We start from the raw sequence: 14,326 nt of genomic DNA, 5'->3' as shown, positions 1-14,326 counted from the left end.
CGCCGGGGCCGGATCGCAGCCGCCGGATCCGGCCCCCGGCCCACGACCGGCCGATGGAAGGTCACGTGACGATCTACCTTTCGTACGACCAGGAAACCCTGGACGTCCAGTACTCGCCGAGCTCGTGCGTCCCCGACGTCACCGCGTACATGACCGAGTACGCGCGGCGGAGCGCCGCGGCGCGGGAGCGGCTCGACGTCGAGGTCGGTGTCCGATATGGACAGAGGCCGGAAGAGCTGTTCGACCTGTTCCCCGCCACGGAGCCGGGTGGGCCGCTGCTGGTGTTCGTCCACGGCGGGTACTGGCAGGAGGTCAGCCGGAGCGAGTCGGCGTTCATGGCGCCCGACCTGGTGCCCGCCGGGGTGTCGGTCGCGGCGCTCGGGTACGGCCTGGCCCCGGCGTACACCCTGCCCGAGATCATCGCCATGGCGGCGGACGGCATCCGCTGGATCTGCGCCAACCTCGATGAGCTGCCCGGCAAGCCCGGATCGGTGTACCTGGCGGGCTGCTCGGCGGGTGCGCACCTGATCGCCATGGCGCTGCTCGACGAGGCGGGCTGGGCGCGGACCGGGACGCGGGCCGTGGACGCGGTGTCGGGCGCGATCCTGCTCAGCGGGGTGTACGACCTCGAACCGGTGTCGCGCACCTACGTCAACGCGCCACTCGGACTGGACACCGCCACCGCGCGCGCGTGCAGCCCGATGCACCACCTCGGTCCGGCGCTGCCGCCGCTCGTGGTGGCGCGCGGGGAGAGCGAGACCGAGGAATTCGGCAGACAGCAGCGGGAGTTCGTCGAGGCCGTGCGTGCGCTCGGTGGCGACGTCACCGAGCTGGTCGCCCCGTCGCGCAACCACTTCGACCTGGCCTACGACCTCGGTCGGCCGGGCACGGCGCTCGGCGACGCGACCGCCGAGCTCCTGGGGCGCGGGGCGAAGCGGCACGCCCCGCACGACCTCGAGGAGCCTCAGGGGTCCACAACAGACGTTCACCGCAGGGTCATCGATGGACAGCGCGCAAGGGAGCTCGGAAATGTCACCGGAGAACCACGAAACGGGATCGGCGGGCATGAGCGCCGCGACTGATCTCGACGCACTGCGCGAGACGGTGTCCGGTGTCCTCGGCATCGAGCTGACCCCGGAGGACGACGAGACCAACCTCTTCGAACTCGGTCTGCAGTCGATGGACCTGATGCGGCTGACCCAGCGGCTCAACGGCGCGGGCTCCGAGGTCACCTTCGCGCGGCTGTCCGCCGACCCCCGGCTGTCGGCTTGGGCCGAGTTCGCGATCACCACCGAATCCGCAGCGCCCGAACCCGAGCCCGCCGAACCCGCCGTCGCGAGCGCTCCGCTGAGCACGTTCCCGCTGACTCCGGTGCAGCAGGCCTACTTGTTCGGCCGCGCCGACCACCAGGCGCTCGGCGGGATCGGCTGCCACAACTACCTCGAGTTCGACGTGCCGGAGCTGGAGCCCCAGCGCCTGGAGGCCGCCGTGCGGGCGCTCATCGAGCGCCACCCAATGCTGCGGGCGCGGTTCAGCGAGGACGCGATGCACCACGTCCTGCCCGAGTCGCCGTGGCCGGGTCTGACCGTCAACGACTGGCGCGACCAGACCCCCGATCGCGCCGAGGCGTCCGCGCTCGCGTTGCGCGACAAGCTTTCCCACCGGTGGCTGCACGTCGACCAGGGCGAGGTCATCGACGTCTCGCTGTCGCGGCTGCCCGGCGGGGTCGACCGGCTGCACCTCAACATCGACCTCGTCGCCGCCGACCTGGCCAGCTTCCGGGTGATCCTGGTCGAGCTGGTCGCGTTGTACGACGACCCCCACGGCCTGCCCGAGCTCACCTACACCTTCGGCCAGTACCAGGCCGACCAGGCCGCGGTCCGCGAGTCCGACCGCGAGCGGGCGCGCCCGTACTGGCAGCGGCGCGTGCCGACGCTGCCCGGCGGTCCGAAGCTGCCGCTCGCGGTCGACCCGGAGACCGTCACCAAGCACAAATTCGTCCGCAGGCACTGGGAGTTGAGCGCGGAGGAGTGGGTCGCGCTCGAGCGCCGCTGCGGCGAGGCGGGCCTGACCCCGGCCGCGGTGCTGGCCACCGCGTACTCGCTGATCCTGTCCCGGTGGAGCGGGGACGAGCACTTCCTGCTCAGCCTGCCGCTGTTCGACCGCGACCTCGCCGCGCACCCGGAGATCGGCAGCCTGATCGGCGACTTCTCCGGGCTGGTGCTGGTGGAGGTCGACCTGGCGGGCGACAGCTTCGCCGACTGCGCGCGGGTCCTGCAGCGGCAGTTGCACACCGACATCGGGCACGCCGCCTACACCGGTGTCGACGTGCTGCGCGACCTGGCCCGCGCCGACGTCGACGCGCCCCGCACCGCACCGGTCGTGTTCTCCTACGACCTGTCGGCCCCGCTGATCCCCGACGAGTGGGCCAACCGCTTCGGCGATGTCTCGTGGATGATCTCGCAGACCCCGCAGATCTGGCTCGACCAGCAGATCTACCGCACCTGCGACAACAACGTGCGCCTGGTGTGGGACGCGGTCGAGGAACTCTTCCCCGCGGGCGTGCTCGACACGATGATCGCGGCCTACGAGGCGCTCGTGCGTTCGCTGCTGGTCGGCCGGTGGGACACCTGGCCGGAACTCCAACTGCCCGCCGCGCAGCGTGCGGTGCGCGCCAAGGTCAATTCCGACACCCGCGAGCTGACCGACAACCTGCTGCACACCGCGTTCTTCAAGCACGCCGCCGCGCGGGCGGGCCTGCCCGCGTTGCTGTGGGGTGAGGACGAGTCGCTGGCGCACGACGAACTGGCTCGGCGGGCGCTGGCCGTCGCGGGCGCCTTGTCGCGGCGCGGTGTCGGCCGCGGCTCGTCCGTCGCTGTGGTCGCGCCGAAGGGCGACCAGCAGATCGCGGCGGTCCTCGGTGTGCTCGCCGCGGGTGCGGCGTACCTCCCGATCGGCATGGACCAGCCCGCCGAGCGGCGCGCGCGCATCCTGGAGTTGGGCGGCGCCAAGGTGATCCTCGACGGCACCGGGCAGCTGAACTCGGCCGACCCCGGCGTCGAGGTGCTCACGATCGAGGCCGCGCTGACCGAGGAGCCGCTGAGCGCTCCGGTGCCCGCCGAGCCGGACGATCTGGCGTACGTGATCTTCACCTCCGGCTCCACCGGCCTGCCCAAGGGCGTGGAGCTGAGCCACCGCGCCAGTGTCAACACCGTCGAGGACCTCAACGAGCGGTTCGGGGTCGAGGCGAACGACCGGGTGCTGGCGGTGTCCGCCCTCGACTTCGACCTGTCCGTGTACGACATCTTCGGCCCACTCGCGGCGGGCGGCGCGGCCGTGCTGGTCTCCGAGACCGGTAGGCGCGACGCCGCCGAATGGCTGGCGCTGTGCCACCGGCATTCGGTGACCATCTGGAACACCGTTCCCGCGCTGCTCGACATGGTGCTGATCGCGGCGCAGGACAAGTCGCTGCCCGAGTCGATGCGCGTGGCACTGCTCTCCGGTGACTGGATCGGGCTCGACCTGCCCGCGCGGCTGGCCGAGGCGACCGGCGGCCGGTGCCGGTTCGTCGCCGCGGGCGGTGCCACCGAGGCCGCGATCTGGTCGAACTCGTTCGAGGTCGCCGCGGTCGAGGAAGGCTGGCGGTCGATCCCGTACGGCAAGCCGCTGAAGAACCAGAAGTTCCGCGTCGTGGACGGCCGCGGTCGCGACTGCCCCGACTGGGTGCCCGGCGAGTTGTGGATCGGCGGCGCGGGTGTCGCGCTCGGCTACCGAGGCGACGCCGAGCTGACCGCCGCGCGGTTCCCGGTCGTCGACGGCGAGCGCTGGTACCGCACCGGCGACCTCGGCCGCTACTGGCCCGACGGCAACCTCGAGTTCCTTGGCCGCCTCGACCACCAGGTCAAGATCAACGGCTTCCGGGTGGAACTCGGCGAGATCGAGGCGTGCCTACAGGCCGACGCCGAGGTGGCCCAGGCTGTCGCGGTGGTGGTCACCGAGGGCGGCCGCGGGGTCGTCGCAGCCGTGACCGAGCGTTCGACGGCGGGGGAGCGCGGCCCGCAAGGCGTCGACCGCCCAGCCGCCGCGGGCGGCGATTTCCTGCCGCCCGCCGCGGACGCCGAGGCGAACCCACTGGAGCACCAGCTGGTGGAGGCGCTGCTCGCCGACGTCGTCGCGCCGCTGGTCGACGGGGTGGCCGCCGCGCTGCCGATCTGCGCGCAACAGCGTCCTGTCGTGGAGATCTGGCTCGACTACCTCGCCCAGCGTGCGGTGGTGCGCCGCACGGGCGCGGGCTGCGAGCCGGGGCCCCGGTGGGCCGAGGTCACGGACCAGGCGTGGATCAAGCAGGTGCGCGAATCCGCCGTCGGCACCCGGTTTGCGGCCGTCGCGACCGCCCTGGAGTGGGCGGCGCCGCTCTTCACCGGGATCCTCTCGGGCCGCGCCGACGCCACCGCCCTGCTCGACGACCCGGTGCTGGCCCCGGAAGCGCTCAACGACCTGATGCCCGCGACGGCCGACTGCCGCAAGGCCATCGGCGCGGACCTGCGCGGCCGCTCCGGCGCCGTGGCGCAGTGGGCGGTGGCGGGCGGCGACGGCGCCGCGCGAGTGCTCACCGAACTAGCCTCCGACGCCGTCGAGTACACCCTGTTCGGCTCCTCGGCGCCCGCGCTGGCCAGGGCCGAGATGACGCTGGCCGAGCAGGGGCACCGCACGCGGGTGTCGGTGCAGGGCCCCGATGCGATCGCCGAGCAGCACGTCCACGCCTTCGCCGCCGTCGTCGCCGACAACGTGCTGCACCGGCTGCCCGACCCGGACGTGGCCGCGGCCACGATGGCGGTCCTGCTCGCCCCTGGCGGCAGGCTCTACCTGCTCGAACGCGCCCACCCGACGCCGCTGGCGCTGATCACCGCGCTGCCGCTGGAGGCGCGAGCGGGCCGGTTCGACGACGGCGCGCACACCACGGGCTGGCTACACGGCCCGCAGCGCTGGACCCAGGCCCTCGCTGACGCCGGATTCGGCGACATCCAGGTGCTGCGCGCGGAGAGCACCGGCGAGATCCTGCTCACCGCGGACCGGCCGGAGTCGGCGCGCGGCGTCGACATGGACGCCCTTCGCCGGTGGGCCGCCGACCGCCTGCCCGAGCACATGGTGCCAGCACACCTCGCGGTCCTGCCGGTGCTCCCGCTCAGCGCGAACGGCAAAGTCGACCGCAGGCGGATCGTCACCGCGCTCGAACAGTCCGTCGACCGGCCGCGTGACGTGGGCGACCCGCCGCGCGGCACGACCGAGGAGTTCGTCGCCCAGCTGTGGATGAAGCTGCTGGGGCTCGACTCGGTCGGCCGCGACGAGAACTTCTTCCGGCTCGGCGGCGACAGCCTGCTCGCCACCCGCTTCGTCGCCGAGGTGCGGGGCGAACACGGCGTCGACGTGCCGATGCGCGAGGTCATGCGCACGCCGACGGTCGCGGGCCTGGGCGCGTTGATCGACGGGTCCGGCGCCGAGGACCTCGAGGAGGGTTCGCTATGACCGCGGCCGAGCTGATCGAGGAACTCGGGGCGGCCGGGATCGAACTGTGGCGCGAGGAGGAGCGGCTGCGGTTCCGCGCTCCCCGCGGCGCCATGACCGACGAGCGCAAGGCGAAGTTGCGCACGTTCAAGGCCGACCTGCTCACCGTGCTGCCCGAGGGCCCGCCGAGCGTGCGAACCGCCGCGGGGGAGTCGCTGTGGCGGGACGACCCCGAGGGGCGGCTGGAGTCGTTCCCGCTGACCGATGTCCAGTCCGCGTACCTGTTCGGCCGCAACGGCGCGTTCGCGTACGGCGGCGTGTCCTGCCACCTCTACGAGGAGTTCGAGTACCCGGCCGACCTGGACCCCGAGCGGTTGCAGCGCGCGTGGGACAGCCTGGTGCTCAGGCACGACACGCTGCGGCTGGTCATCGGCGAGGACGGCACCCAGCGCGTCCTGCCTGAACTCGCCGACACCCGCGTCCCGGTCGCGGACCTGCGCGGCGCGTCGGCGGAGGCGGTGCGGCGGGGGATCAGCGCCGTGCGGGACGAGATCTCCCACAAGGTGCACCCCGCGGGCGTGCGCCCGATGTACGAACTGCGCCTGACCCGCGCCGACGACCGCTGCGTGCTGCACGTCTCGGTGGACTTCATGGCCATGGACTGGATCAGCATTCGGCTGCTGCTGTCCGAATTGGACCGCCGCTACCAGCGGCCCGACTGCGAGCTGCCCGCGCTCGACGCGACGTTCCGCGACTACGTCCTGGCGGAGAAACGGCTGCGCGACACCCAGCGGTACACCCGCGACCGCGAGTACTGGATGGGGCGCCTGGACGAACTGCCCGGCGCGCCCGCACTGCCCACCCGCGACGACCACGACCCAGCGACGGCGCCCCCGCTGTTCCGCAGGCTGAGCACCACAGTGGACAGTCGGGTGTGGCGGGCGCTGAAGGCGCGCGCGGGAAGCCACGGGATCACCCCCGCGAACGCGGTGCTGGCGGCGTTCGCCGAGACGATCGGCCGGTGGAGCGGGGTCGAGCGCTTCTGCCTCGGTTTGCCCGTGCTCAACCGCATGCCGTTGCACCCGCGGGTCGACCGGATGCTCGGCGACTTCACCTCGCTGAGCCTGCTCGCCGTCGACCTTGAGGGCAGGGCGAGTTTCGCCGACCGCGCCCGCGCCATCGGCGAACGCGTTTTCGACGACCTCGACCACCGGCTGTTCAGCGGAGTGGAGGTGCTCCGCGAACTCACCAAGCGCCGTGGCCGCGACGCGGGCGCCGCGCTGCCCGTGGTGTTCACCGGCAGCATCGGCGTCGGCGGCGAGCTGGCCTCGGCGGCGGGTCGCAAGGCGCGCCCGGTGAACGGGATCAGCCAGACCCCGCAGGTGTGGATCGACTGCCAGGTGGGTGACCAGCTCGGCGGCCTCGACATGAACTGGGACGTGCGCGAGGGGATCTTCCCCGACGGCCTGGTCGACGACATGTTCGCCGCGTTCGTCGCGCTCCTGCACGGACTGGCCGCCTCGGACGCGACGTGGTCGGCCGTCGACCCGCAGTCCCTGCCCGAGTCGCAGCGGGCCCGTCGGGCCGAGGCGAACGCGACCGAGGCGCCCACCCCCGGCGGCCTGCTGCACGAGCCGCTCATGGCCTACGGCCGCGAATTCCCCGACCGGGTCGCGGTGATCGACGCGACCGGGTCGATGACCTACGGCGAGTGGCTGGGCAAGGCAGCCGCGGTGGCGCAGCGGCTGCGCGCCGCCGGGTGCGCGCCGGGGGACTTCGTCGGAGTCCTGATCGACAAGTCGCGCGCCCAGACTGTCGGCGTCCTCGGCGTGCTGCTCGCGGGCGGCGTGTACGTCCCGGTCGACCTGGCCCAGCCCCGGGTGCGCCGCGACGGCATCCTGACCGCCGCGGGGGCGAAGTTCGTCCTCGTCGAAGGAGCCACAGACACCGCGGCAGCCGACGCGCTGCCACCGGGCACCCACGCGGTCGACGTCACCGACGTGCGGCCGATCCCGGTCGCCGACCTGCCCGAGCCGCCCCGGGTGGCCCCGAGCGAACTCGCCTACGTCATGCACACCTCGGGCTCGACCGGCACCCCCAAGGGCGTGATGATCAGCCACGAGGCCGCGGCGAACACCGTGCACGACATCAACGTGCGCTTCGGCGTCGGCGCGGCGGACCGGGTGCTGGGCCTGGCGGCGCTGAGCTTCGACCTGTCCGTCTACGACCTGTTCGGCCCGACCGCCCTCGGCGCCACGCTCGTGCTGCCCGACGCGACCCGGCGCGGCGACCCGTCGCACTGGGCGGCGGTGGTCGCCGAGCACGGTGTGACGCTGTGGAACTCGGTGCCCGCGCAGTTGCAGATGCTGATGCACTACCTCGACGTCGAGCCCACCGCGCTGCCCACGCTGCGGCTGGCCCTGCTGTCCGGCGACTGGATCCCGCTGTCGCTGCCCGCCCACGCCGGACGGCATGCGCCGGGGGCCGAGCTGATCAGTCTCGGCGGCGCCACGGAGGCGGCGATCTGGTCGAACTACCACCGGATCACGACCGTCGAGCCGCACTGGCGCAGCATCCCCTACGGCCTGCCGCTGGCGAACCAGCGCTTCCACGTGCTCGACTCCGCGCTGCGCGACCGGCCGGAGCTGGTCCCCGGTGACCTCTACATCGCGGGCGCCGGGCTGGCCGACGGGTACCTCAACGACGCCGCGCGCAGCGCCGAACGCTTCTTCGCGCACCCGGACACCGGGGAGCGGCTCTACCGCACCGGCGACCTCGGCCGGTACCTGCCCAACGGCGAGATCGAGTTCCTCGGCCGCGCCGACCAGCAGGTCAAGATCCGCGGCCACCGGATCGAACTCGGCGAGATCGAGGCGGTGCTCGGCGAGCACCCGGATGTGGGCACCTGCGTGGTGCTGGCGGCGGGCCGGGAGGCGTTCGAGCGGGCGCTGGTCTCGTTCGTGATCCCCGCGCGGCCGGGCGAACCGGTCGACCCGCTGGAACTGGTCGGCTGGGTGGCGCGGCGCCTGCCCGGTCACATGGTTCCCGCGCGGGTGCAGGTGGTCGAGGGCCTGCCGCTCACCGCGAACGGAAAGGTCGACCGCAAGCGGCTGCTCGACTCCATGGCGGCGCCGACCGTGTCGACCGGGGAACCCGCCGAGCCGCCGCACCCCGGTGTCGAGCAGGACCTCGCGCGGCTCTGGGCGGACGTGCTCGGCGGGCCGGTTCCGAGCCGCACCACGGGATTCTTCGACGTGGGCGGAAACTCGCTGCTCGCCGCGCAGTTCGTCGGGCAGGTGCGCGAGCGCATCCCCGCCGCGGCGCATATCGCCTTCGACGTGTTGCTGCGTGCCCTGCTGGACACGCCGACGGTCTCCGGGCTGGGCAAGTGGCTGCAGTCCGGCTCCGCGGCGGAACCGGCGGCGGCGCCCGGCCCGGAGGTGCGTCGGGAGGCGCTCGTCCCGCTCGCGATGGCGGGGACCGGCCCGGTTCGCCTGCTCGTGCACGACGGCACGGGAACCCTTGCCGCCTACGAGGAACTGATCGAGGGCCTCACCGGCACCGGGCCGCTGCTGGGTCTCACCGCGCCCGACGCCGACCACTACCTCGGTATCGCCGCGGCGATACTCATCGAGACGCTGGCCGGTGGGTACGCGCGCGAGGTGCTGGCCGCGGGGTTCGGCGAGGTGGAGGTCATCGGCTACGGCCTCGGCGGCCCGATCGCGCTGGAACTGGCCAGGGCGCTCGGCGAGGCCGACGCGACGGCACGGCTGACCATCCTGTCCGGAAGCGTCAGCCGGCAGCCGGGGGAGAGCGGGTCGGTGCTCTCGCACACCGCTGAGGCGGTGGCGTGCTACGACCCCGCGCCCTACGCCGACGACATCACCTTGCTTCGCCCCACCGAGTCCGAAAAGGACACTGAGGGTCTCTGGAGTGAGGTGTGCCTGGGCGACCTGACTGTCGTGGACGTCCCCGGTGACCACGACACCTGCCTGCGGCGGCCCAACGTGGCAGGCACGGTGGCCGCGATCTCGACGGCGCCGACGGGCCGATGATGACCCAGCCACCCCGGCCGATGCGCGTCGTCGTGTGCGGCACGCGCTTCGGCCAGGTCTACCTCTCCGCCCTGGCCCGCGCCGAGGACTACGAACTCGCGGGCATCGTGGCCAGGGGCAGCGCCCGGTCCACGGCACTCGCGCGGGACTACGGAGTCCCGCTGTATCCCTCGGTCGACAGCCTGCCGGACGACATCGACGCCGCCTGCGTCGTCGTGTCGACCGCGGTGGGCGGCGGGTCCGGCGCCGACCTGGCCAAGGCCCTGCTCGAACGTGGAATCCATGTGCTGCAAGAGCATCCGGTGCACCCGACCGAGCTGGCGGACTGCCTGAAGGTGGCGCGGCGCACCGGGTCGCAGTACCTGGTGAACACCTTCTACCCACATCTGGAACCGGTCCGCCGGTTCACCGCCGCCGCGCGGAAGCTGGTGACCCTGCGCAAAGCGGTGTTCGTCGACGCGATGTGCGCGATCCAGGTCTCCTACGACCTGATCGACATCCTCGCCGAGGTCTTCGACGGGCTCAAGCCGTGGTCGCTGGCCCCGGTGCCGCAGGGCGCGGGCCTGCCTCTGGCCTGCGCGCACGGCCAGGTCGGCGGGGTGCCGCTGACCCTGCGCGTGGAGAACCGGATGCAGGCAGGCGACGACAGCACCAGCCTGTTCCTGCACCGGATCACCATCGGCACCGACGCGGGCAACCTGATGCTGGCCAACACCCACGGACCGGTGATCTGGAGCCCGGTGCTGCGCGTGCGGTCCGACGAGATGGGCCGGTTCCTCCCGGTCGCGGCGCAGGACGGGTCATGGGCGGACGACTTCGGCGGCCGAACCGCCGACTACCTCGGCCCGGCCGAGTCGCCGACCTGGGCGACGGCGGTGGACGAGCTGTGGAGTGGCGGTGTGGTGACCGCGATGGACGACCTGCGCGGGCGGGTCGAGGCGGGCGCGGACCCGCTGCGGCGCGGCAGGCGCGCTCTGGCGGTCGCGCACGCCTGGAAGGACCTGACCGAGGCGATCGGCTACCCCCACGCGGCCACCCCGGACGCGGGCGACCCGCTGACCGTCGCCGACTTGTAGGTCCGGTGGCGTACCCGCGTACGTCCACGCGCGTACACCGGATCTGGTGGAACGCGACGCATTGTGGTATCGCGCCGGGTCCAGGGCCGATAGGTTCAAGATCGTCGGAGTATCGAAATCGAGTGGGAGAGCGATGAATGTGACCGACCGCGTCGACGCAAGGGAGCAGGCCGCCCCGCCACCGGAGGTCGATTCCGCGCCGGCCCCGGGGGTGCGGGTGGGTGCCCTGCTTCGCCCGTTCGCGGGCAAGTTCGCCCTCGTCGTCGCCCTGCAGGTCATCGGCGCGCTCGCCGGCCTCGCGCCGCTGCTCGCGGTGGTCGAGATCGGGCGCGGCCTGCTGGCCTCGGGGCCGGTGGACCATGACCACATCTGGACCGCCGTGATCATCGGCGTGGTCGGCCTGCTGATCCGCCTGGTGTTCACCTCCGCGTCGTTCGGGCTCGGCCACTACGTCGACGGCGCGGTGCAGCTGGGCTTCCGCCGGATGCTGGCCGCCCAGTTGGGCCGCGTCCCGATCGGCTGGTTCTCCCGCCGCCGCAGCGGCGAGCTGGCGAAAGTCGTGGGTGACGACGTCTCCGCCGTCCACCCGTTCATCGCCCACGCGCCCGGCGAGCTCGTCGCGGCGTTCGTGGTGCCGCTGGCGTCGCTGATCTACCTGCTCTCGATCGACTGGCGGCTCACGCTGATCACGCTGATCCCCGTGCTGCTCGCGATGCTGATGGTCCCGTTCTTCATGCTGCCCGCCCGCACGCAGGAGCAGAAGGATTTCGACGCGGCGATGGGCCGCATCGCCAGCTCCGTCGTCGAATTCGTGCAGGGCATCTCCGTGGTGAAGGCGTTCGGCGGGGCCGAGCGCGCCCACCAGAAGTTCCTGCGGGCCGCCGACGACTTCGTCGACATCTTCTCCAAGTGGGTCCGCGGCATGTCCGTGGTCGCCGCCGCGATGCAGCTGTGGCTCTCGCCGCCGTTCGTGCTGCTGATAGTGCTGATCGGTGGCACCTCGCTGATCACGGGTGGCGATATGGCCCCGGCCGACCTGCTGCCGTTCCTGCTGCTCGGCCTCGGCCTGACCGCGCCGATCGCGGCACTCGGCCACGGCTTCGACGACATGCAGGCCGCGGGCCGCGCGGTCGGGCGCATCAAGGAGGTGCTCGACGTCGAACCGCTGCCGGAGCCGGAGAACCCGGCAGTTCCGCGGGGGCACCGGGTGGAGCTGAAGGACGTCCGGTTCGGCTACGACGACGACCAGGAGGTGCTGCGGGGAATCAACCTGACCCTGGAACCGGGCACGGTCACCGCGCTCGTCGGTCCGTCGGGCAGCGGCAAGTCCACGCTGGTCCAGCTGCTGCCGCGGTTCTTCGACCCGACCCACGGCTCCGTCGTGCTCGGCGGGGTCGACCTGCGCGAGCTCGGCGCCCGCGAGCTCTACGGCACGGTCTCGTTCGTCTTCCAGGACGTCCGCCTGCTGCGGGCCTCGGTCGCGGAGAACATCGCCCTCGCGGTGCCCAAAGCCGAACACGACGACATCGTGCGGGTCGCCAGGCTGGCCAACATCCACGACCGGACGCTCGAACTGCCGCACGGCTACGACTCGATCATCGGTGAGGACGTCAAGCTGTCCGGCGGTGAGGCGCAGCGCATCTCGATCGCCCGTGCGCTGCTCGCCGACGCGCCCGTCCTGGTCCTCGACGAGGCGACCGCCTTCATCGACCCGCAGACCGAACACGCGGTGCGCCAGGCGCTGACCGCGCGGGGCACCGACCGGACCGTGCTGGTCATCGCGCACCGGCTCGAGACCATCGCCCACGCCGACACCGTGGTGATGCTCGAGGACGGCGCCATCGTCGAGCGCGGCAAGCCCGACGAGCTGCTGGCCCGCGGCGGGAAGTTCGCGGCGTTCTGGCAGGCACAGCAGACGGCCATCGCCGAGGTCGACACCAGCGCCGCCGCGGTGCGAGGAGAGGAAACCCGATGATCGGTCTGCTGCTGCGCGTACTGGGAAACGAGTACGCCAAACCGATGCGCCGCACGGTCGCCTTGATGACGGTCACCGCGATCGTCGAGGGCCTGCTCTACGCGCTGCTGGTTCCCGTGCTGCACAAGCTGTTCGGGAGCGACCCCGCGGAAGCCTGGCCCTACCTGCTCGGCTTCGGGGGAGCGGTCGCGGTCTACGCGGTGCTGCGCTACCTCAGCGACGTGTCGGGCATGCGAGTCGGCACCTCAATGCTGCGCGGCATGTACTACAAGCTCGGTGACCACCTGGCCCGCCTGCCCCTGGGCTGGTACGACTCCACCCGGGTCGGCGACGTGTCCACGATGGCCAGCAAGGGACTGCTCGCCGCCCTGGGGGTCGCCGCGCACCTGTTGGCGCCGTTCATCTCGGCCCTGGTGACCCCGCTGACGATCGTCGCCGTGATGATCGCCTATGACTGGCGGCTGGGGCTGGCCGCGCTGGCCGCGGCGCCGGTCGTCGCGGTGATCCAGAAGTGGACCGCGCGCTCGTCGGCCGCTGTCGACGCCGAGCGCCACGAGCGGGACAACGAGGCCGCGGGCCGGGTGATCGAGTTCATCCAGGCGCAGCCGGTGCTGCGCGCGGGCGGTCGGACCGGTGAGCGCTTCGGGCTGCTGGACAACGCGCTCCAGGACGTGGAGCGCACCTCCCGCCGCACTGTCGGCGCGGTGCTGCCGGGCGCGGTCAGCCTGACCGTCACGGTCCAGGTCGTCTTCACCCTCATCATGGTCCTGGGCACGTACCTCGGGCTCGGCGGCGACATCGGTGTCGCCGAACTCCTGAGCATCCTGGTGCTGGCCGCCCGCTGCGCCGACCCGCTGCTATCGCTGTCGGACATCGGCGGCAAGCTGCGCGGCGCACGAGTCGAACTGGACCGCCTCGACACCGTGCTGCGCACCGCGCCGCTGCCGGAACCGGCCGAGCCGGTGCGTCCGGAAAGCCACGGGGTCGAGTTCGACTCCGTCACCTTCAAGCACGGCGACCGCCTGGTCTTCGACGACGTCTCGCTGACCGTCCCGGTGGGGCAGCGGCTGGCGGTCGTCGGCCCGTCGGGCGCGGGCAAGAGCACGCTGCTCCAGCTCCTGGCGCGCTTCTACGACGTCGACGCGGGCGCGGTGCGCATCGGCGGGGTGGACGTGCGCTCGATGGACACCGAAGACCTGATGTCGCGGATCGCCATCGTGTTCCAGGACGTCTACCTCTTCGACGGCACCATCGAGCAGAACGTGCGGCTCGGCCGTCCGGACGCCACGGACGCCGAAGTGCGGGCGGCGGCGAGCGCGGCCCGGCTCGACGAGGTGATCGACCGGCTGCCCGACGGGTGGGCGGCCGACGTCGGCGAGGGCGGCGCCCGGCTCTCCGGTGGCGAACGCCAGCGCGTCTCGATCGCCCGCGCCCTGCTCAAGGACGCGCCGATCGTCTTGCTCGACGAGGTGACCTCGTCGCTGGACCCGGTCAACGAGGCGGCCGTGCACGAGGGAATCGAGCGGCTGATGGCGGGACGCACCGTCGTGACCGTCGCCCACCGCATGCGCACGGTGCGCCGTGCCGACCGCGTCGTGTTCCTCGACGGCGGCAAGATCGTGGAGGAAGGCAGCCACGACGAACTGCTGCTGCAGGGCGGCCGCTACGCGGACTTCTGGAACATCTCCACGGCTGCCACAGCGAGCGGGTGAGCG

The 14,326-nt window shown here is 72.4% G+C and carries 6 protein-coding genes; all 6 read left to right on the top strand.

Going from position 1 to position 14,326, the window contains the following annotated elements; genetic code table 11:
* Nucleotides 1-65 precede the first annotated feature (65 nt).
* The 6 genes from C8E96_RS26045 (at nt 66) to C8E96_RS26020 (ending at nt 14,323) form a co-directional block, all read left to right on the top strand.
* On the top strand, nt 66-1,082 hold the full coding sequence (locus C8E96_RS26045; RefSeq protein ID WP_228769625.1) for an alpha/beta hydrolase: 1,017 nt from the start codon (nt 66-68) through the stop codon (nt 1,080-1,082).
* Nucleotides 1,066-5,526, top strand: a complete 4,461-nt coding sequence (locus tag C8E96_RS26040; protein ID WP_228769624.1) for a non-ribosomal peptide synthetase — start codon at nt 1,066-1,068, stop codon at nt 5,524-5,526. Before C8E96_RS26045 ends, C8E96_RS26040 begins: the two co-directional genes overlap by 17 nt.
* Nucleotides 5,523-9,560: a non-ribosomal peptide synthetase gene (locus C8E96_RS26035; protein ID WP_091369524.1), complete on the top strand. Its 4,038-nt coding sequence runs from the start codon at nt 5,523-5,525 to the stop codon at nt 9,558-9,560. Before C8E96_RS26040 ends, C8E96_RS26035 begins: the two co-directional genes overlap by 4 nt.
* Nucleotides 9,560-10,636 (top strand): Gfo/Idh/MocA family oxidoreductase, encoded by a 1,077-nt coding sequence (locus C8E96_RS26030; protein WP_166658124.1) that lies wholly within the window; start codon nt 9,560-9,562, stop codon nt 10,634-10,636. Before C8E96_RS26035 ends, C8E96_RS26030 begins: the two co-directional genes overlap by 1 nt.
* Nucleotides 10,637-10,769: 133 nt before the next feature.
* The gene (locus C8E96_RS26025; protein ID WP_091369518.1) at nt 10,770-12,611 is read left to right on the top strand and encodes an ABC transporter ATP-binding protein; all 1,842 of its coding nucleotides are present in this window, start codon (nt 10,770-10,772) and stop codon (nt 12,609-12,611) included.
* On the top strand, nt 12,608-14,323 hold the full coding sequence (locus tag C8E96_RS26020) for an ABC transporter ATP-binding protein (protein WP_091369514.1): 1,716 nt from the start codon (nt 12,608-12,610) through the stop codon (nt 14,321-14,323). The genes C8E96_RS26025 and C8E96_RS26020 overlap by 4 nt, the downstream gene beginning before the upstream one ends.
* Nucleotides 14,324-14,326: the final 3 nt, after the last annotated feature.

Origin of the sequence: Actinokineospora alba, assembly GCF_004362515.1 — a bacterium.
In the GTDB taxonomy this organism is placed as follows: Bacteria; Actinomycetota; Actinomycetes; order Mycobacteriales; family Pseudonocardiaceae; genus Actinokineospora; species Actinokineospora alba.
The sequence above is the reverse complement of the archived record's forward strand: the minus strand, read 5'-3'. Positions and strand labels throughout refer to the sequence as shown.